This window comes from Mesorhizobium sp. B2-3-7 (genome assembly GCF_006442695.1).
In the GTDB taxonomy this organism is placed as follows: domain Bacteria; phylum Pseudomonadota; class Alphaproteobacteria; order Rhizobiales; family Rhizobiaceae; genus Mesorhizobium.
This window is the reverse complement of record NZ_VFVV01000006.1, coordinates 118,174-137,472: the sequence shown is the minus strand read 5'-3', so window position 1 is coordinate 137,472 and position 19,299 is coordinate 118,174. Positions and strand designations below refer to the sequence as shown.

At 64.3% G+C, this 19,299-nt stretch carries 15 protein-coding genes; 7 read left to right on the top strand and 8 right to left on the bottom strand.

Annotation, left to right across the window (positions count from 1 at the left end):
• The first annotated feature begins 149 nt into the window (after window positions 1–149).
• A complete protein-coding gene (locus FJ940_RS13675) occupies window positions 150–1,133 on the top strand; it encodes a Dyp-type peroxidase (protein WP_140495294.1) in 984 nt (327 codons plus the stop codon).
• A 109-nt stretch (window positions 1,134–1,242) separates the two neighbouring features.
• Here the strand turns inward: FJ940_RS13675 and FJ940_RS13670 are convergent, their stop codons facing one another.
• A complete protein-coding gene (locus tag FJ940_RS13670) occupies window positions 1,243–1,764 on the bottom strand; it encodes a hypothetical protein (RefSeq protein WP_140495292.1) in 522 nt (173 codons plus the stop codon).
• A 99-nt stretch (window positions 1,765–1,863) separates the two neighbouring features.
• Window positions 1,864–3,279, bottom strand: coding sequence for an FAD-linked oxidase C-terminal domain-containing protein (locus tag FJ940_RS13665; RefSeq protein ID WP_140495290.1), 1,416 nt, complete (start codon window positions 3,277–3,279; stop codon window positions 1,864–1,866).
• A gap of 215 nt (window positions 3,280–3,494) precedes the next feature.
• Here FJ940_RS13665 and FJ940_RS13660 point away from each other — a divergent pair, with 215 nt between their 5' ends.
• Both FJ940_RS13660 and FJ940_RS13655 read left to right on the top strand, forming a co-directional pair.
• Complete coding sequence (locus FJ940_RS13660) at window positions 3,495–3,980, top strand: thioesterase family protein (protein ID WP_140495288.1); 486 nt, start codon at window positions 3,495–3,497, stop codon at window positions 3,978–3,980.
• Between the two features lie 147 nt (window positions 3,981–4,127).
• The gene (locus FJ940_RS13655) at window positions 4,128–4,325 is read left to right on the top strand and encodes a hypothetical protein (RefSeq protein WP_140495286.1); all 198 of its coding nucleotides are present in this window, start codon (window positions 4,128–4,130) and stop codon (window positions 4,323–4,325) included.
• Between the two features lie 51 nt (window positions 4,326–4,376).
• Here the strand turns inward: FJ940_RS13655 and FJ940_RS13650 are convergent, their stop codons facing one another.
• Entirely contained in the window at window positions 4,377–4,856 is a 480-nt protein-coding gene (locus FJ940_RS13650; RefSeq protein ID WP_140495284.1) for an Lrp/AsnC family transcriptional regulator, read from the bottom strand.
• Window positions 4,857–4,945: 89 nt separating this feature from the next.
• On the opposite strand from FJ940_RS13650, the gene FJ940_RS13645 reads away from it, so the two are divergent.
• Window positions 4,946–5,845, top strand: coding sequence for an EamA family transporter (locus FJ940_RS13645; RefSeq protein WP_140495282.1), 900 nt, complete (start codon window positions 4,946–4,948; stop codon window positions 5,843–5,845).
• Between the two features lie 8 nt (window positions 5,846–5,853).
• Here FJ940_RS13645 and FJ940_RS13640 read toward each other — a convergent pair whose 3' ends face one another.
• Window positions 5,854–6,750 (bottom strand): dienelactone hydrolase family protein, encoded by an 897-nt coding sequence (locus FJ940_RS13640; RefSeq protein WP_140495281.1) that lies wholly within the window; start codon window positions 6,748–6,750, stop codon window positions 5,854–5,856.
• A 403-nt stretch (window positions 6,751–7,153) separates the two neighbouring features.
• Between FJ940_RS13640 and FJ940_RS13635 the strand changes: the two genes are divergently transcribed.
• Window positions 7,154–7,588: a hypothetical protein gene (locus FJ940_RS13635; RefSeq protein WP_140495278.1), complete on the top strand. Its 435-nt coding sequence runs from the start codon at window positions 7,154–7,156 to the stop codon at window positions 7,586–7,588.
• 30 nt (window positions 7,589–7,618) lie between these two features.
• Here FJ940_RS13635 and FJ940_RS13630 read toward each other — a convergent pair whose 3' ends face one another.
• Window positions 7,619–9,934: a glucose/quinate/shikimate family membrane-bound PQQ-dependent dehydrogenase gene (locus FJ940_RS13630; protein WP_140495276.1), complete on the bottom strand. Its 2,316-nt coding sequence runs from the start codon at window positions 9,932–9,934 to the stop codon at window positions 7,619–7,621.
• 182 nt (window positions 9,935–10,116) lie between these two features.
• Here FJ940_RS13630 and FJ940_RS13625 point away from each other — a divergent pair, with 182 nt between their 5' ends.
• Window positions 10,117–12,801: a UvrD-helicase domain-containing protein gene (locus FJ940_RS13625; RefSeq protein ID WP_140516559.1), complete on the top strand. Its 2,685-nt coding sequence runs from the start codon at window positions 10,117–10,119 to the stop codon at window positions 12,799–12,801.
• A gap of 186 nt (window positions 12,802–12,987) precedes the next feature.
• On the opposite strand, the gene FJ940_RS13620 is transcribed toward FJ940_RS13625, so the two are convergent.
• From FJ940_RS13620 to FJ940_RS13610, 3 genes are all read right to left on the bottom strand, one after another.
• Window positions 12,988–13,302 (bottom strand): hypothetical protein, encoded by a 315-nt coding sequence (locus FJ940_RS13620; RefSeq protein WP_140495272.1) that lies wholly within the window; start codon window positions 13,300–13,302, stop codon window positions 12,988–12,990.
• Window positions 13,303–13,425: 123 nt separating this feature from the next.
• Entirely contained in the window at window positions 13,426–14,979 is a 1,554-nt protein-coding gene (locus FJ940_RS13615) for a trimethylamine methyltransferase family protein (RefSeq protein WP_140567339.1), read from the bottom strand.
• 12 nt (window positions 14,980–14,991) lie between these two features.
• Window positions 14,992–17,403 (bottom strand): FAD-dependent oxidoreductase, encoded by a 2,412-nt coding sequence (locus tag FJ940_RS13610; protein WP_140656814.1) that lies wholly within the window; start codon window positions 17,401–17,403, stop codon window positions 14,992–14,994.
• A 311-nt stretch (window positions 17,404–17,714) separates the two neighbouring features.
• Here FJ940_RS13610 and FJ940_RS13605 point away from each other — a divergent pair, with 311 nt between their 5' ends.
• Window positions 17,715–19,205, top strand: coding sequence for an esterase-like activity of phytase family protein (locus FJ940_RS13605; protein ID WP_140656812.1), 1,491 nt, complete (start codon window positions 17,715–17,717; stop codon window positions 19,203–19,205).
• The last annotated feature ends 94 nt before the right edge of the window (window positions 19,206–19,299 follow it).

Sequence of the window (19,299 nt, the reverse complement as noted above, 5' to 3'; positions counted from 1 at the left end):
TCGTCGGCGACAACCATGGACGGCGTTCGATGTTGCGCGGTCGCTCTTGATCGCGATACCTTGCTTTGGGCGTCCTCGCCCTGTTCCGGTCGCGGCGTTTTCCGATCCGGGATCGTCTGAAACAATCCCGGAAAAGCGGAGAATTGGGGATGTCGGGGAAGAACTGGGACCGTGTGCCGATCGATGCGCAGAGCGTCGACGCGCCGCTTTCGCAATCAGCGATTTTCCTTGTCGTCACCATAGCCGATGAACAGGCGGTTCTCGGAAAGGTTTGTTCCGTACTCGGCGACCTTGACGACCTGGTCAAGACTGTCGGGTTTCGCGACCTCGGCGGCCGCCTGTCCTGCATCGCCGGCATCGGCCACGATCTATGGAACCGGCTCAACCCCGGCCGGCGGCCGGCGGAGTTGAAGCGGTTCACGCCGATCAAGGGTGCGGTTCACGCCGCGCCCACGACGCCGGGCGACCTTCTCTTCCATATCCGCTCCGAGCGGCCAGACATGTGCTTCGAGTTCGAGCGTATCCTGCTGGACAGGCTTGGTGCCGGCGTGACCGTCGTCGACGAAGTCTCGGGGTTTCGTTATTTCGATGCCCGCGACCTGCTCGGTTTCGTCGACGGCACAGCCAACCCCACCGGCCTCGATCTGCCCGCCTCGGCGCTCGTTGGCGACGAAGATCCCGATTTTGCCGGCGGCAGCTATGTCGTCGTTCAAAAATACCTGCACGATCTCCAGGCGTGGGCGCGAATCCCCACGCCCGTGCAGGAGGCGATCATCGGCCGAACCAAGATCGACAACATCGAAATCGATGATGACGAAGCGCCGCGCAAATCGCACAAGTCGCTCGCCACCATCGAGGATGCCGACGGCACCGAACATGACATATTGCGCGACAACATGCCGTTCGGCCGGCCGGGGCAACGGGAATTCGGCACCTACTTCATCGGCTATTCGAGATATCTCTGGGTGATCGAGAAGATGCTGCAGCGCATGTATGTCGGCGACCCGCCCGGCGCCTACGACCGGCTGCTTGATTTCTCCACCCCTCACACCGGCACGACATTCTTCGCACCGACACGGCCGATGCTGCAGGTGCTTGCCGAGGCAGCGCCAGAGAAGTTGGCCACTCGGTAAACGACGCACACAGCAAAGCGTACCGACCACGTGCCGGCGGAGAAGCGTTTGTCGTGCTTCGGCGTGCTGCGGAGATCAGCACGCGATCATCGGCGTCATCAGTGCGAATTCAACGCGCGTCGCGCTTTGCCTGCGCCACCTTGGCCGCTTTGCGTTGTCGGCCGAGCTCAGCCGGCCGAACCAGATTCGGCGTCCTCTGGTTTGCCACCGCTCGCATGCCCTTGTGCGCGGTGCGCGCGTTGAACGCTGGACCATCCGTCGGTGCTTTCTGCTTCAGGGCCAGCGCCTTGCGCGCGCTGTCGACCAATGAGACGCGCGCCGTCAACTGGCGGCGCCGTTCGGCCTCGCCATTCAACCGCCGCATGGCCGTCGCCAGCATCGCAAGCTTCAACTGAGAGCCGCCATCGGCCTTTGAAGCGACAGCCCCTTTCGGTGTGCCCTTGCCCCGGATTTCGCGCCGGCGTCGATGCGCCTCGGTCTGCGCCTTGTCGCGCCGCTCCCGAAGGCGTTTGACGAGGCCGGACAGATCGGCGTCAGAAAGGTCCTGGACCGCCGGATGGTGCGATTTCTCCACCAGTTCGTGTTCGTCGGCACTCAGCGCGCGCGCTTCTTCCTTGCGTGAAATCGCCATGACACCACTCCTCCGCTTGGGTTGCCCGTCTTCTGGGCCTTCAGCACACGGAGTCTCGGCCCGATTGGAGGTGGGGTCAAGACGAGCCGATGACGGCGTCTACTCGGCAGCCGGCAGGATCTTGCCCGGGTTCATGATATCGAGCGGATCGAGCGCCTGCTTGATCGTGCGCATGATGTCGACGCCGTGGCCGAGCTCATGGCGCAGGAAGCCGATCTTGCCTTGGCCGATGCCGTGCTCGCCGGTGCAGGTGCCCTCCATGGCGATGGCCCGCATGTTGAGCCGCGCCACGAACTTTTCCGACAGCGCGATTTCCTTCGGGTCGTTCACGTCCATCAGCACCAGGACGTGGAAATTGCCGTCGCCGGCATGGCCGACGATCGGCGCGACAAGCCCCATTTCGGCGATATCGGCCTCGGTTTCGGTGACGCATTCGGCAAAACGCGAGATCGGAACGCAGACGTCGGTCGACAGGCCCTTGGCGCCTGGCCGCAGCGTCAGCGACGACCAATAGGCGTCATGTCTGGCCTTCCAAAGTTTGGTGCGCTCCTCGGCGACACTGGTCCACAGGAACGGTCCGCCGCCATTCTCCTCGGCGATCATGCCGAAGGTCTCGGCCTGCTCGGCAACGCCGGCATCACTGCCATGGAATTCGACGAACAGGCACGGGCTTTCGGGATAGTCGAGCTTGGAATATGTCTTCATCGCCCGCATCTGCAGCGCGTTGACCAGTTCGATGCGCGCCACCGGAATGCCCATCTGGATCGTCGCGATGACGGCGTTGCAAGCCGCTTCGACGCTCGGAAACGGGCAGACACCACCGGAAATCGCCTGCGGAATCCCTTGCAGCCTCAAGGTCAGCGAGGTGATGATGCCGAGCGTGCCTTCCGAGCCGACCAGCAGCCGTGTCAGGTCGTAGCCGGCCGAGCTCTTTTTTGCCCGCTTGCCAGTGGTCACCGCCTCGCCATCGGCCATGACGGCCGTCAGCGATAGCACGTTCTCGCGCATCGTACCGTAGCGCACCGCGTTGGTGCCTGAGGCCCGTGTCGCGGCCATGCCGCCCAGCGAGGCATTGGCGCCGGGATCGATTGGAAAAAACAGGCCGGTGTCGCGCAGATGCCGGTTGAGATCCTCGCGAGTCACCCCAGGCTCGACCGTGCAGTCGAGATCCTGCGGATTGACCGAGAGGATCCGGTTCATCCGGGAAGTGTCGACCGAGATGCCGCCGCCCGGCGCGTTGGTGTGGCCTTCGAGCGAGGAGCCGACGCCGAAGGCGATCACCGGCACGCGGTGCGCGGCGCAGGCGCGCACGATCTCCTGTACCTCGGCGGTCGTTTCCGGGAAGACGACGCCGTCCGGCGCCTGCGTCGGGATGTAGGTTGTCGTATGCGCATGCTGGGAGCGAACCGCCCGGCCGGTCTGAAAGCGCTCGCCAAACCGCTGCTTGAGGATGCCGAGCACGGCGGCGATGCCTTCTTCGTTGCGCTCGACCGGATTGAGGTCGCTCAGGGCCATGAATTCCTCCGCGAATGGACCAGTGTCCATGCTTGTCATGCATTTATGGATGATGCCTAACGCAATTCCAGGAAAAGTGTGAAGCGGTTTTCCCCGGAAAAGCGCCTAGCGCTTTCCCTGGGGAATTGTATCAAAGAGGCGGTCCGACGTTTCCGTGAAACGATGAACCGCTCTTACAACCACGCTCTGTCCAGCACCAGAACAAGGAAGTTGCCATGCCGATCCCCGCCCCTTTTGTTTCTCAGCCAATGGCTATCGAGAAGGACTGGATCGATTATAACGGCCATCTCAACATGGCCTACTACAACGTCCTGTTCGACCGCTGTTCGGATGAAGCCTTTGAGGCGATGGGCATGGGGCTGGACTATGTCAAGAACCGCCGCCTCACCATCTACACCGCCGAAGTCCATGTCTGCTACGTGCAGGAACTGCATCTCGACCACAAGGTCACAGTTTCCTTCCAGCTCATCGACCATGACGAGAAGCGGCTGCGGTTCTACCAGGAAATCCGCCATGCCGACGGCTGGCTCGCCGCGACGTCCGAGCAGCTTGCACTGCATGTCGACATGTCCGGCCCCAAGGTAGCCCCCTTTCCCGCCGACGTGCTGGCCAAGATCGAAGCGATGCGCGCCGCTCACGCAGCCTTGCCGATGCCCGAACGCGCAGGCCGCTCGATCGGCATCAAACGCAAGACGGCTTGAACCCGCCCGGGGCCCGCGTTAACCTTACCGAGGTTTTAACGGGAACAAGCCGATTGGACCGTTGCGCGACTCAGCGGGCCGTTCGAAAACGATCCGCATCGAAGTAGCGACACGGGCGGCGGGGCATAGCCGATTCGGGGGACGTGCATGAAAACCGATATCAAAGTCGAGGTGGACAGGCTCGCCGCCGATCCGCGCATTACCGACTATGATTTCTGGCGCTCGCTGAAGAACGTCAACAACGAGATCTTCCACATCGCCAACAACAATGAGCCGATCCCCTTCGACATGATCCGCTGGCGCGTCATCCTTAAGCAGGCCCGCATGAAGCGCGGCCACGCCTGACGCTGCGGGTAGAGCGGCCACTTCCGTTGACGACATTCCAGGGGTTTGACCTCAACCCTGTCGCCTGATCGCCGCCAGCGGCGAGCGCGCCACCACCGGCGATGACTGGATGATGGCCGTGTTGGTCATCGCGTAGGGAATGATGCGGTCGATCACCCGTTCGAGTTCGGCCATTGAGCCGACATGCGCCAGCGCGATGAAACAGTCCTCGCCGGTTACCCGGTCGCATTGCGCGATCTCGGGCAGGTCGCGGATGATCTCGGCCACGACGGCGAGCTGCCCCGGCACCGGCCTGATGCGCAGCCATGCCGACAGGTTCAGGCCAAGCGCCGCCGGATTGATCCGCACGCAATAGGCTTCGATGACGCCGCTCTCCTGAAGCTGCTTGATGCGCTCGGACACGCTCGGCGCCGACAGGCCGACGGCGCGCGCCAGCTCGGCCGTGCTGGCGCGCGCATCTTTTTCCAGCAGGCGCAGTATCTTCAGATCGACCGCGTCGAGGTCGAGATTTTCGTTTCGAAGGCGCTTCATCAAAAACTCCTTGCATCTGCAAAGCGACTGAGGTCCCTGAACGACCACGACCCATATCAGACGGAAAAAATACCTGCGATACTGATCCGATGAACGATCGGACGCAAGTCCAAACCACGCCCACAGGTGCGGCCTTTACCAGCCTGCCGACGTCGCTGCCGCCGCATGTCTGGTTCTGTGTCAGCGCCGTGTTCCACTATCTCGGCCCTGCCTTCGCCGTGCTTTTGTTTGCGCAGATCGGCGTGCTTGGCATGGCCTGGCTGCGCATCGCCACCGCCGCCTTGATCTTCGCGCCGCTGACGCGTCCGTGGCGGACCTTCGCCCAGGCCGATCGGTCGACACGGCTGCTGCTGCTCGCCTTCGGCGCCTGTCTCGCAGTAATGAACTGCTCCTTCTATCTGGCGCTCGACCGCCTGCCGATTTCGCTGGTGGCCGCGATCGAATTCGTCGGCACCATCGGCGTCGCGCTGGTCGGTCTCCGAAGCGCGCGCAATCTCGCTGCCCTTGCCGTCGCCGTGGCCGGCACCTTGCTGCTGATCGACGTCAAATGGTCCAGCGATCCCCTCGGCCTGTTCTGGGCCTTCCTCAACGGCGCGCTGTTTGTGGGCTATATCGTGCTTGGCCACCGCGTCGCCGCTTCAGGCGCCGGCGGCGGCATCGCCGGGCTCGGCGCCGCCATGGCCGTGGCCTTTCTGGTCGTGCTGCCGATCGGCCTCACCGACGCGTTGCCCGCCTTTTTCTCCGCGCCGCTGCTGCTGGCGGCCATCGGCGTCGGCATCTGCTCCTCGGTCATCCCCTATATCTGCGACCAGCTCGCCATGGCGCGGCTACCGCGGTCGAGCTTCGCGCTGATGCTGTCTCTGCTGCCAGTCACCGCGACGCTGATCGGCATCTTGGTGCTGCGCCAGATCCCCGGCATCAGCGAGTGCATCGGTATTGCGCTGGTGGTGGCCGGCGTCGCCTTGCACAGGCCGGCGAGCTGGCAGTAGATCCTGCGCTAAGCCAGTTTCTCCTTCAGGAAGGCGACGGTCCGGCCCCAGGCGAGATCAGCCGCCTTCTTGTCATAGCGCGCTGCCGAAGTGTCATTGTTGAAGGCGTGATTAGCGCCTTCATAGACATAGACCGTGTATTCGACATGCGCGGCATCGAGTTCCTTCTTGAAGGCGTCGATGCCGGCATTGGTCCGTTCGTCCAATCCGGCATAGTGCAGCAGCAGCGCCGCCTTTATCTTGGAAACGTCCGCGGCCTTCGGCTGCATGCCGTAATAGGCGACACTTGCCGTCAGATCAGGCGCGTTGACGGCGAGCATGTTGGCCGTGCCGCCGCCCCAGCGGAAACCGACGACACTGACCTTGCCGTTGCCGTCCTTGTCGGCTTTGAGGAAAGCCACCGTCGCGACGCCATTCGCGACGGTCTGCGCCGGATCCAGCTTGGTGAACATGTCGCGCGCCTTGTCCTCGTCGGCGGGCGTGCCGCCGAGCGGCGACAGGAAATCCGGAGCGAGCGCCACGAAGCCCTCCAGCGCCACGCGCCGGGCGACGTCGCGTATATGCGGGTTGAGCCCCCTGTTTTCGTGGATGACGATGACGGTGCCGAGCTTGCCCGCCTGGTCCGCCGGCTTGACAAGATAGCCCTTCATCTCGCCGCCGGCGCCGGGATAGGCGATGTCCTGGCCTTTCACGCGGGGATCGTTCTCGGCGACGATGGCCGCCTGGGCGGAGTTGGCAGCCAGCATCGGCGCGATCGCCGCGGCCGCCGCCCCGGATCCCGCAAGCCGGGTCAGTTGCTCCATGAAGCGGCGGCGATCGAGTGTCAGATGCGTGTATTCGTCATAGGCGTCGATCATCGCCTGGGTGATCCCAAGCTTTGCTGGTCTGGCGGCTGCTTTGGTCATGGCGCATTCCTCGGCTTCAGGGTTCAACACCGGAGCTAGATAGGGACGCGGCTGGCCCGGTCCAGCCTGGATGAGCGCAGCGGCAAGCATCGGCCGCAGCCAGTGAAGCCGGCAACGCCGGCGCCCGCTCCATCACTTTTTGGTCATCGCCGATAAATCCTGCCGGCACTGCCACAATGGTAAGGGAAGCTGCGTGCTACCGATGCCCGTCCCATCCCGTCCCGACCAGAAGGACACCCGCCGATGATCATGCCTATCCTCACCAGCGCGTTCGTCCTTGCCCTGGCTGCCGCTCAGGCATTACGCTTCCGGCTTGTGGACGCAGGCAGGCGGTCGATGATCGAGCTTCGCATCGGCCGGGACCACTGCACGGACCCGAAATTCCCAAATTTGAGGTGAGACCATGAACGTCCAGGATATTGTCAACACCGTCTCGCAAAAGGCGGGCCTCGACCAGGCAACGACCGAGAAAGTCGTCGGCACCATCTTCTCGGTGCTGGAGCACGAGGCGGAAGGCACCAACGTCTCGGGTTTCTTCGCCAAGATTCCCGGCGCCGACGATCTCGCCCGCCAATACGACGTCATGGCCGCCGGCGCGGCCGGCGGTGGCGGCCTGCTGTCCTCGTTGCAAGGCGCGCTGGGCGGTGTTCTCGGCGAAAAGGCCGGCGCACTGATCAACGGCGTCGCCGCGCTCAAGGCCTCCGGCCTCGACATGGCGCAGATCAGGCAGGCTGGCGCCACGCTGATCCAACAGGCCGAAGCCGCCGCCGGGCCGGACCTCACCAATGAAGTGCTCGGCTCGGTGCCAAGCCTGAAGAGCCATCTCGGAATCAGCTAGGGCGCGATCCTGCGGGACCGAACCCGTTCCTTACTTCGGCAGTGCGTATGCCATTACATAATCGCCGGGCTTGGTGCCGACCGAGCCATGGCCGCCGGCGACGATGACCACGAACTGGCGCCCGTCAGCCACCGTATAGGTCATCGGCGTCGATTGCCCGCCGGCTGGCAGGCGCGCCTGCCAGAGCTGCCTGCCTGAGGTCAGGTCGTAGGCGCGCAGGTAGTCGTCGACCGCGGCGCCGAGGAAAGCCACCCCGCCGGCGGTGATCATCGGCCCGCCAATGCCGGGCACGCCGACCTTCAGCGGCAAAGGCAGCGGCGTCATGTCATAGACCGTGCCGTTCCTGTGCTTGTAGACGATCTGTCCGGTCCTGAGGTCGGCTCCGGCGACATAGCCCCATGGCGGCGCCTGGCACGGAATGCCGAGCGGCGACAGGAACGGTCCCATCACCACCGCATAAGGAGCGCCGTCATTTCGGTTCAGCCCCTGCTCGCTGCCCTTGGCGTCGCCTGGCGGCGGCACGTCCGCGCGGGGCACAAGCCTGGAGGTGAAGGCGAGATAGGTCGGCATGCCGAACAGCACCTGCCGGACCGGATCGACCGCCACGCCGCCCCAGTTGAAGACGCCGAAATTGCCGGGATAGACCAGCGTGCCCTGCAGCGATGGCGGCGTGTAGCGGCCCTCATAGCGCAGCCTGTGCAACGCAATCCGGCACGCCAGCTGGTCGAACATGGTGATGCCCCACATGTCGGCATCGGTCAGCGGCGGCGGATTGAAGGAAAGGTCCGACACCGGCTGCGTGGGCGATGTGTAGTCGCCTTCGATGGCGCCGCCGGGCGCCGGCACTTCCTTGACCGGGATGACCGGCTCGCCGGTGCGCCGGTCGAGCACGTAGAGGTCGCCCTGCTTGGTCGGCCCGACCAGCGCCGGCACGACCGTTCCGTCGGTCTTGGTGATGTCGACAAGGCTCGGCTGCGCCGGCACATCCATGTCCCAAAGGTCATGATGCACGGTCTGGCGCACCCATTTCAATTGCCCCGTATTGAGGTCGAGCGCGGTGATCGAGGAGGAGAATTTCTCGACATTGGCGCTGCGGCCGGCGCCGAGCTGGTCCGGCGTCTGGTTGCCGAGCGGTATGTAGAGCAGGCCGAGCTTTTCGTCGGCACTCGGCGTCGACCACATGTTGGGCGAATTGGCGGTGTAGGTCTGGCCTGCCGCTAGCGGCGTGGTCTGCTCGGGATTGCCGGAATCCCAGTTCCAGATCAGCGCGCCCGTGGAGGCATCGAAGGCGCGGATGACGCCGGAGGGCTCCTGCGTGGAATAATTGTCGTTGACCGCGCCGCCGACGACGATCTTGTCGCCTGATATCAGCGGCGCCGATGTCGAATAGTAATAGCCGGACTTGGGATAAGGCATGCCGGTCAGAAGGTTCAGCGTACCGCCTTCGGCAAACGCCTGACAGACCTGACCGTTGGCGGCGTCGAGTGCGATCAGCCGCGCATCCGAAGTCGGCAGGTAGACACGCGCGGCGCAAGGCTGCCCGGCACCGATCTTGGCATCGGCGTAATAGGAGACGCCGCGGCAGGTCTGGTGCTGGCGGTCCTTGTCGAGCTTGACCTGGGGATCGTAGCGCCACTTCTCCTTGCCCGTGGCGGCGTCGATGGCGATGGCGAAATTGTGCGGCGTGCAGATGTAGAGCGTATCGGCGATCTTCAGCGGCGTCACCTGATAGGTGGTCTCACCGACGTCGTCGGGACCTTTCACGTCGCCGGTGCGATAAGTCCAGGCCGGCTGCAGGTTGGCGACGTTCTCCGGCGTGATCTGGTCGAGCGGCGAATAGCGCTGGCCATAGGGCGTGCGGCCGTAGAAGTGCCATTCGCCGGCAGGTATGTCGCCGCCGAGATCGGCCGCCGGGGTCACCTTGTCGATGTCGAGATTGCCGGCAATATCCTTGGGATCGGTCGTCATTGAATAGCCGGCGACCGCCAGCGACGCCAACACGGCGAGAATGAGCGGCGCGCGGCCATCGGGACCAATAAGGCCCCGCCTCGCCCACGGCGTCAGCAGCCACAGCGCGACGAGCACGATGATGCCGCCGCGGGGCCCGAGTTCCCACCAGTCGAAGCCGATTTCCCAGACCGCCCAGGCAAGCGTGCCCAGCACGATCGCGGCGTAGAGCCAGAGCGCGGTGGATCTGCGCCGGTAGAGCAGCCATGCGGCGATGAGGAAGGCGATGCCTGATATGATGTAGTACCAGCTGCCTCCCAGTGAAGCCAACCAGATGCCGCCGGCGCCAAGCGCGAGGCCGATGAGGAGGAGAATGAGGGAGGTGATGGTGACAGCCAAGATGATACTCCTTCGACTGTTGCGCGCCTCGAGGCGGCCGTGGGCAACAGGATCCCCTCCCTGCCCTTTGCGCAGCTTTCCCTCACCCGCCCTGCCTGTCAAGCAGGCCGGAAACAATCAGGAGTGGAACAAAACGTAGACAGTTCTGGTCTTTCTCCACCGAATCACTACATTCGGGGGCGATGTCCGGCTTTTCCGAAGACATGCCCTTTTTCGATGAACCCGATGCGCGGCCCACCGCCCCGTCGGGCATCGCCGCGCGCGCCATGGCTGCCCGCGGCGGCCACAACAACGCGCCCGACTATCTCAAGGGGTTGAACCCCGAGCAGCGGCTGGCGGTGGAAACCACCGAAGGTCCCGTTCTGGTGCTGGCCGGCGCCGGCACCGGCAAGACGCGCGTCTTGACCACCCGCATCGCCCACATCCTGGCGACCGGAAAAGCCTTTCCCTCGCAGATCCTGGCCGTGACCTTCACCAACAAGGCCGCGCGCGAGATGAAGCAGCGCATAGGCATCCTGATCGGCGAAGGCAATGTCGAGGGCATGCCCTGGCTCGGCACCTTCCACTCGATCGGCGTCAAGCTCTTGCGCAGGCACGCCGAGCTTGCCGGGCTGAAATCCGACTTCACCATTCTCGACACCGACGACGTCGTGCGGCTGATCAAGCAATTGATCCAGGCCGAGGGCCTCGACGACAAGCGCTGGCCGGCCAAGCAGTTCGCGCAGATGATCGACGGCTGGAAGAACAAGGGGCAAGGCCCGGACGACATTGCCGAGGGCGATGCGCGTAGTTTCGCCAACGGCAAGGGCCGCGAGCTCTACAAGGCCTATCAGGAGCGCCTGCAGACGCTGAACGCCTGCGATTTCGGCGATCTGCTCTGCCACCCTATCCGCATCTTCCGCGCCAATCCGGACGTGCTGAAGGAGTATCACAAGCGGTTCAGATACATCCTGGTCGACGAGTACCAGGACACCAACACCGCGCAATACATGTGGCTGCGGCTCCTGGCGCAGCGGCCAAATAGCGGACGTAGCGCGACGTCTACGGATTTGCATTCGGCCGAAGGCCGCAAGCCCGACCGGGCGTCCGAGCCTTTGCGAGGCCCCTCCCGCGACGCCGAAGGCGCGCAGAAAAGAGGGGTCGGGCCCGCGCCGGCAGGCGCGGAACAGCCCGTGAGCGAAAACAAAGTAAACATCTGCTGCGTCGGCGACGACGACCAGTCGATCTATGGCTGGCGCGGCGCGGAGGTCGACAACATCCTGCGCTTCGACAAGGATTTTCCCGGCGCCACCATCATCCGGCTGGAGCGCAATTATCGTTCCACCGCGCATATCCTCGGCGCCGCTTCGCACCTCATCGCCCACAATGAAGGTCGCTTCGGCAAGACGCTGTTCACCGATCGCGACGACCCCGAGGATGGCAAGGTCAACGTCCACGCCGCCTGGGATTCCGAGGAGGAAGCACGCGCCGTCGGCGAGACGATCGAGGCTTATCAGCGCCAGAAGCACAATCTCAACGACATGGCGATCCTGGTGCGCGCGTCCTTCCAGATGCGCGAGTTCGAGGACCGCTTCGTCACGCTCGGTCTCAACTACCGCGTCATTGGCGGCCCGCGCTTCTATGAGCGCATGGAGATCCGCGACGCACTTGCCTTCTTCCGCGTCGTCGCGCAAGGCGCCGATGATCTCGCCTTCGAGCGCATCGTCAATGTGCCCAAGCGCGGCCTCGGCGAAACCACCATCCGTCAGATCCACGACACGGCCCGCGCGCTGCGTGTACCGATGCTGGAAGCCGCTGCCAAGCTCGCCGAGAGCGATGAATTGAAGCCCAAGCCGCGCGCCGCATTGCGCGAGGTCGCCGCCAATTTCGAACGCTGGCAGAAGGCGCTGGAAACCACGCCGCATACTGAGCTCGCCGAGACCATCCTGGAAGAGAGCGGCTACACCGACATGTGGAAGAACGACCGTTCGGTCGAGGCGCCCGGCCGGCTGGAAAACCTCAAGGAGCTGATCCGCTCCATGGAGGAGTATGAATCGCTGCGCTCCTTCCTCGAACATGTCGCTCTGGTCATGGATGCCGAGCAGAACGCCGAACTCGACGCCGTCAACATCATGACGCTGCATTCGGCCAAAGGCCTCGAGTTCGAGACCGTTTTTCTCCCGGGCTGGGAGGAAGGCCTGTTCCCGCACCAGCGCGCGCTGGACGAAGGCGGCCGTTCCGGCCTGGAGGAAGAGCGCCGGCTGGCCTATGTCGGCGTCACCCGTGCCAAGAAGAACCTGCACATCTGGTTCGTCTCCAACCGCCGCATCCACGGCCTGTGGCAATCGACGATTCCCTCCCGCTTCCTCGATGAACTGCCTGAAACCCATGTCGAAGTCGCCGAAAGCGGCAACTCCTATGGCGGCTACGGCAATTCCTATGGCGGCGGCTCGTTCGCTTCCGGCCGGGGCGGCCGCCAGAACCCCTATGGCGCCTCGCGCTTCGACAATGTCGGCGCCGAAAAATCCGGCGCCTTCGCCAACAGCTACGCCACGCCGGGCTGGCAGCGGGCGCAGCAGAACCGCACCGAGGCGACCGATCGCAACTGGGGCTCGCGCTCCGGCCACCAGATCGAGCGCATCGGCTATGGCGAGACCGACAGCGGCTACGGCGCCGGCCGCACGAGCATCAAGGGCCGCACCATCGATGGCGAGTTGGTCGCCAAATCCGTCGCCGACACGCCGTCCCCCTTCAACGTCGGCGACCGCGTCTTCCACCAGAAATTCGGCAACGGCAACATCGCGGCCATCGAAGGCAACAAGCTGACCATCGACTTCGACAAGGCCGGCCAGAAACGCGTGCTGGATGGGTTTGTCGCGGCTGTGTGAGAAAAAATGGACACTCACTCGCGTAAGGAGCTGGTCAAAAATCCTGAGGTTTTCTTGTGAAAATCGAAGTAGATTTTGACCCTAATTATATTTGCGATTTCACAGCCAAAATTGATTGGAATGAATTCCAATGGCGTGGACGTCCGAAGTGAACGGAACTTTCGGTAGTCACCCGGGCCGAACCGCTCAGTCCACTTTCTTCTCGCCCGCCTCGCCAGCCTTGACGATATCGCCGGTCGTAAACAGGATTTCCTTCAGTTCCGCGCGCCAGTCCTGCTTCTGACGCAGCAGGAATTCGAGGTCCATGCCGAAATGCTTGAACTCCTCGCCTTGCGCGTTCTTCATGATGGCGCGGGCCTGCGGGTCCTTCTCCACCGACATGCGCTGTTCATACCAGGAGATCGCTTCCGCTTCCTCGATCAGCGAGGTGATCATGCGGGCGAAGGTTCGCACCTCCTGCGACAATTCTTCGGGCGGTTCGTGGTACTGATCGAAACCCATGTGGTCGTCCTCCCTCAATGGCTCGCAATGCGAGCAGGCACCGGCCGTCCCATGAATGCATGAGAGGTGCAGCGGGTTCCGGATCGCACCCACAATTCAGGACGATGAGAGGAATAAGCTATCTCACGATACCGGCGCCGCCCCGCCCTGTTCGGTGCGGCGCGCGATGAAATCATCGAGCACAGCTGATGTGGCAATAGCCGTCGCCGGCGGCTCGAAATCGGCGAGGATGCGCTTCCAGATACCGGTGGCGCGTTCGGTTGCGGTCTTGGAACCGGCCTGCGTCCAGTTGCCGAAATTCGACCAGTCGGCCACCAGCGGCTCGTAGAAGGCGGTGCGGTAGCGCGCCATGGTGTGACCTGCCGAGAAGAAATGGCCGCCGGGCTGCACTTCGGCGATCGCCTCGAAGCCGATGGCATCGTCGTCGCCGGGCGTGGCGGCGCACAGTTCAGCCACCGTCTGCAACGCCTCGATGTCGGTGACCAGCTTTTCGAAGGAAACGCTCAGCCCCCCCTCCAGCCAGCCGGCGGCATGGATGCACACGGTGGCGCCCGCCAGCACCGAGCCCCACAGCGCAAACTGCGTCTCATGCGCCGCCTGCGCATCGGAGATGTTGGCCGCGCTGCCGCCGCCCGAACGCCACGGCAGGCCGGTGAAGCGCGCCAGTTGGCCGGCCCCCAGCGTCGCCTTGATATGTTCCGGCGTGCCGAAGGCCGGCGCGCCCGATTTCATGTCGACATTGGAGGAGAAGGAGCCGTAGACGACAGGCGCGCCCGGCCGCACGATCTGCGCCAGCGTCAACCCGGCCAGCGCCTCGGCATGCTGCAGCGTCAGCGCGCCGGCCACCGTGATCGGGGCCATCGCACCCGCCAGGCAGAAGGGCGTGATGATCAGGACCTGGCCCGCCCTGGCGAAGTCGATGATGCCTTGCGCCATCGGGATGTCGAGCTGGCGCGGCGAATTGGTGTTGATGACGGTGTAGCAATGGGCGCCCGAGCGGAACTCGTCCTCGGACAGCCCGCGCGCCAACCTGATCATGTCGAAACTATCGTCGACCTGCGGGGTGCCGCGCGCGAAGATGAAGGGAAGCTTGTCCGACAGGGTCAGTTGCGCCCGGTTGACGGCGTAGTGGCGAAAACGGTTGTCGATGTCCTGCGGCTCGACGCAAGGTCCCAGCATGTGCAGCACGTCGAAATGCTGCACCAGCTTGATGAACTCCTCGAAGGCCGCCAGTGTGCCTGGTCGGCGGCCGCGTTCGAGGTCAGTGACGTTCGGCGCGCCGCACCCTGCCAGGAAGGTCATCGACCCGAGTTCCAGCGTCAGATCGCGGGAGCGGTCACCGGCATGGGTCTGGATCGATTTTGGCGCCGAGGCCAGTGCGGCCGCCACCATGTCGCGGCCGATCCGCACCATGTCGGTTTCGGGGTCGATCAGGGCGCCGGCGCGAGCGAGCAGGTCGCGCGCCTGCGGCAGCAGAACCTTGATGCCCAGCTCCTCCAGCACGCGCAGCGCCGTGTCGTGGATCGAGGCGACGTGGTCGTCCGAAAAGATTGGCTGCGGCAGGAATGGGTTCTTCAGAGAGCGGTAATTGGGCCGGCGGCTGCTCTCGCTGCCGGCCTCGCCGATGCGTCCTCGCCGGCGCTCGCGCCTGCCTTCGCGTGCCGCGTCATCGATCATCCGGAAACCTCCTCATTGCCGCATCGCCTTGCCCAAGGGATCGTAGGGCGAAGCCGGAATGACACGCGCCGGCCGCTCGGTGCCGACAATGTGCACGCAAAGCGCCGTTCCTTCCTCGGCAAAATCGTCATCCACCAACGCCAGCGCGACGCTCTTGCCGATCGTGTAGCCAAAGCCGCCGGAGGTGACGAAGCCGACGCGCCGAGCGCCGTGCCAGACCGGCTCGAAGCCGCTGGCGTCCGCGTCGATGGCATCGACTTCCAGCGTCACGATCCGTCGTGCAACACCGGCCTTGCGTTCCTTCAGCGCCGCCTCGCGGCCAATGAAATCGCCCTTGTCGAAAGCAATGAAGCGGTCGAGCCCTGTCTGGCCGGGCGTGTAGCCTTGCGTGAATTCACGCGACCAGATGCCGAAGCTCTTTTCCAGCCGAAGCGCGTTGAGTGCGTAATAGCCAATCTCGGCGAGGCCGAGATCCTCGCCGGCGGCAAGCAGCGTTTCGCGCAATGTGGCATGCATGGTGGCCGGGCAGTTGATCTCGAAGCCGAGTTCGCCGGCGATGGAGAGGCGAGCCATCCTTGCCCGCACCATGCCGATGTCGAATTCGCCGCATGCCATGAATGGCAAGGCTTTGGCGGAGATGTCCTGGTGCGTCGTGCGCTCGACGATCTTTCTGGCATTGGGGCCGGTGACCAGAAAGCCCGACATCGCATCTGAAATATCGGTGACGCAAACGCCTTCAGCCATATGCGCTTCGAACCAGCGCATGTGGAATTCGCGCAGATAGTAGGAGCCCATCAGCCAGTAGTCGCCATTGCCCCAGTTGAAGACGGTGAGATCGCCCTTCAGCCGCCCGTCCGGCCCGAGCATCGGCGCCAGCCTCGCCTGTCCCGCCTTCGGCAGCCTGCAGGCCAGCAGCCTGTCGAGCCAGGCCTCCGCGCCCGGTCCCGTGATCGCGTAGCGCGCATAGGCCGAGATATCGATGAGGCCGGCGGCGCGCCGGACTTGCAGCGCCTCGTCACCGACGATGTCGAAGGCGTTGGAGCGCCTGAGCGTCGTCTCCTCGCGGAATCCCATCGGCGCGAAATAGGCGGGGATTTCCAGCCCCCAGGAAGCCGTCCATTCGCAGCCCGCCGCACTCATGCCGTCATAGGCGCCGGGGCGTTTCAGCGGCCGGCCCGCAGGCAGCCGTTCGTTGGGAAAGGTCATGACGAAACGACGAGAATAAAACTGTCGCGTCGTCTGCCTGAGATATTCCCGGTTTGCGGCGAAGGCGCCGTAGCGGGCGATGTCCATGCCGAAAATGTCGGCCTGCGGCTCGCCGTAAATCATCCACTCGGCCAGCGACTTGCCGACGCCGCCGCCCTGGCTGAAGCCGGCCATGACGCCGCAGGCGACCCAGTAATTCTTCAGGCCGCGGACCGGCCCGACGATCGGATTGCCGTCCGGGGTGAAGGTGAAGGCGCCGTTGACCCATTTGCGGATGCCTGCCGTCGCCAGGCAAGGGAAGCGCTCATGCGCCTTGGCAAGTTCCGGGCCGATGCGGTCGATGTCTTCGGGGATGAGCTCGATGCCGTAATCCCACGGCGCGCCGTCCATGTTCCAGTGCTTCGGGTTCTGCTCGTAGACGCCGAGCAGCACGCCCTTGCGCTCCTGCCGCAGATAGGAAAAGCCGTCGAGATCGACGGCCAGGCCGATCTCCTTGTCGAGGGCAGCGACTTCCGGAATGTCCTCGGTGACGAAATAATGGTGCTCCATCGGCGTCACCGGCAGTTCAACCCCGGCCATGCGGCCGAGTTGCTTGGCCCACAACCCGCCGGCATTCACGACATGCTCGGTGGTGATGGTGCGTTGCTCTGTGACCACGTCCCAATGGCCATCGGCCCGCGCCTTCAGCTCGACCACGCGGTTGCGCAGGATCACGTCGGCGCCGCGCTTCTTGGCGGCACCGACATACGCATGCGTCGTGCCGTAAGGGTCGAGATGGCCCTCGTTGGAATCGTAGAGGCCGCCAAGCACGCCGGTGACGTCGACGATCGGGCAGATCGCCTTGATCTCGTCAGGCGTCACCAGCCGGGCGGTCTCGATGCCGACCGACTGGAATACCGCCCAGGCCGATTTCAGCCACTCCCAGCGCGCCGGATCGCTGGCTATGTTGACGCCGCCGGTCATGTGCAGCCCGACGTCCTGGCCGGATTCGGCCTCGATCTCGCGGTAAAGGTTGATGGTGTAATCCTGCAGCGCGGCGACATTGGGATCGGCGTTGAGCGCGTGGAACCCTGCCGCCGCATGCCAGGTGGAGCCCGCCGTCAGTTCGGCGCGCTCGATCAGCGCCACATCCGACCAGCCGAACCGCGCCAGGTGATAGAGCACCGAAGCGCCCACCACTCCTCCCCCGATGACGACTGCGCGGTAGTGAGACTTCAAGGCTTCCCTCCTCCACGGACTGTTCGAAACCGGAACCATATACGTACTGTACATGAGTGTCTAGTACTGCGAACAGCTCCTGGACGGTGTCGAACCTGTCTCGGAACGATCGATTTTTTGGCGCGGCCGCACTTCCCCAGCAGCGTCGCGGCGGGCCGACGCGAATGCGTCACCAACTGTCATGCAAGCATCATGTTCGCGCCTTAGACCGCTTGGCGAGGGCATAGCCGCCCTCCAGGGCGGCAGCCTCGCCGCCCCCAGGCAACCTCGGAATTCCGCCGTCCCGGCGCTTTGTCATCAAGGGGATATCCATGACGCATTTACGCTCGTTCTCGTTGCGGCTGCTGGCCGCCGCGCTGGTGGCCTCGGCCGTTTCGCTGCCTGCCTTCGCCGACAGCTCGGCCAGCGTCGGCGGCGCCAGTTTCGTCAACAAGGGGCTGGTGGGGGTTGGCCGCATCCCGGCCGGCCAGCGCGACAGGTTCGGCGAGACCTTCGGCTCCGGCTCCGGCATGTCGATCGACACCGCGGGCTGGACGCATGATGCCGGCACCTACAGAGGCTCGCTGTGGCTGCTGCCCGACCGCGGTTATAACGTCGTCGGTACCACCGACTACCGGCCGCGCCTCAACACGATCAACATCGAGTTCGCCCCGGTGGCACCAGGTGCCGCGCCCGCGGCCGGCCAGGAGCAGACCGGCGTCAAGGCGACGCTCGCCGACACCATGCTCCTGACCGACGACAAGGGTGCCGACGTCACCGGTCTCGACCCGCTGAACGGCGTGCGTCCCGCCGCCGGCGACATGCCTGTCCTGCCGCAGGCCGACAATGGCAAGCTCGCGCTCGACAACGAGGCGATCGTGCGGCTGCCCGACGGCACCATGCTCGTCTCCGACGAATACGGTCCCGACATCTACCGCTTCTCCGCCGACGGCCGTCTGATGTCGGCGACCCAGCCTCCGGCCGCGCTCGTGCCGATGCGCCACGGCACGGCCAATTTTGCTTCCGACAATCCGGGCCCAGGTGCTGCCGAACCCGACCCAAAGGATCCTGAGACCGGCCGCCAGAACAATCAGGGCCTCGAAGGCATGGCAATGACGCCGGACGGCAAGTTCGTGATCGCGGTTTTGCAGTCGGCGACCCGGCAGGACGGCGGCGATTCGGCCTCGACGCGCCAGAACACCAGGGCGCTGGTCTATGACGCCTCCGATCTTGCCCATCTCAAGCTGGCACATGAATATGTCGTGCCGCTGCCGGTGTTCAAGGACGCCAAGGGCAAGACCAAGGTGGCTGCGCAAAGCGAGATCGTGGCGCTGTCGGACACGGCTTTCCTGATGCTGGCGCGCGACAGCGGCAATGGCCAGGGCCTGAAGGGCGAAGAGTCGCTGTATCGCAAGATCGACATTGTCGACCTTTCCGGCGCGACCGACATCGCCGGCGGTCCCTTCGATGCCGCCGACAAGCCGGTGGCGCGCAAGGGCGTGCTCGATCCGTCGGTCACGCCGGCAAGGCTGATGCCGTTCATCGACATCAACGACAAGGCCGAGCTTGCCCGCTTCGGGCTGCACAATGGCGCGCCCAACGACAAGGACAACCTCTCGGAAAAGTGGGAAGCGATGTCGCTGGCGAGCGTGCTCGATCCGAAGCTGCCCGACGACTATTTCCTGTTCGTCGCCAACGACAACGATTTCCTCGCCCAGGACGGTTTCCAGGTCGGCGCGCCCTACAAGGCCGAGGACGGCGCCGATGTCGACACCATGTTCCTTGTCTATCAGGTCACGCTTCCCGGCCTCGCCAGGAAGTAAGCATCTTGCAGCAGGCGCCGCCTGGCGCCTCCTGCCCGACAAGCTTGATCGGATGCACGACGGCGTGCCTTGCCCGCCGTCGCTCCTTTCGCAA

Bases quoted from the DNA above. Each gene is read 5' to 3' on its own strand.
- FJ940_RS13615 (WP_140567339.1), bottom strand. From the start codon at position 14,979: ATGATCGATGACGCGGCACGCGAAGGCAGGCGCGAGCGCCGGCGAGGA.
- FJ940_RS13660 (WP_140495288.1), top strand. From the start codon at position 3,495: ATGCCGATCCCCGCCCCTTTTGTTTCTCAGCCAATGGCTATCGAGAAG.
- FJ940_RS13675 (WP_140495294.1), top strand. From the start codon at position 150: ATGTCGGGGAAGAACTGGGACCGTGTGCCGATCGATGCGCAGAGCGTC.
- FJ940_RS13625 (WP_140516559.1), top strand. From the start codon at position 10,117: ATGTCCGGCTTTTCCGAAGACATGCCCTTTTTCGATGAACCCGATGCG.
- FJ940_RS13640 (WP_140495281.1), bottom strand. From the start codon at position 6,750: ATGACCAAAGCAGCCGCCAGACCAGCAAAGCTTGGGATCACCCAGGCG.
- FJ940_RS13655 (WP_140495286.1), top strand. From the start codon at position 4,128: ATGAAAACCGATATCAAAGTCGAGGTGGACAGGCTCGCCGCCGATCCG.
- FJ940_RS13605 (WP_140656812.1), top strand. From the start codon at position 17,715: ATGACGCATTTACGCTCGTTCTCGTTGCGGCTGCTGGCCGCCGCGCTG.
- FJ940_RS13635 (WP_140495278.1), top strand. From the start codon at position 7,154: ATGAACGTCCAGGATATTGTCAACACCGTCTCGCAAAAGGCGGGCCTC.
- FJ940_RS13645 (WP_140495282.1), top strand. From the start codon at position 4,946: ATGAACGATCGGACGCAAGTCCAAACCACGCCCACAGGTGCGGCCTTT.
- FJ940_RS13620 (WP_140495272.1), bottom strand. From the start codon at position 13,302: ATGGGTTTCGATCAGTACCACGAACCGCCCGAAGAATTGTCGCAGGAG.
- FJ940_RS13650 (WP_140495284.1), bottom strand. From the start codon at position 4,856: ATGAAGCGCCTTCGAAACGAAAATCTCGACCTCGACGCGGTCGATCTG.
- FJ940_RS13670 (WP_140495292.1), bottom strand. From the start codon at position 1,764: ATGGCGATTTCACGCAAGGAAGAAGCGCGCGCGCTGAGTGCCGACGAA.
- FJ940_RS13665 (WP_140495290.1), bottom strand. From the start codon at position 3,279: ATGGCCCTGAGCGACCTCAATCCGGTCGAGCGCAACGAAGAAGGCATC.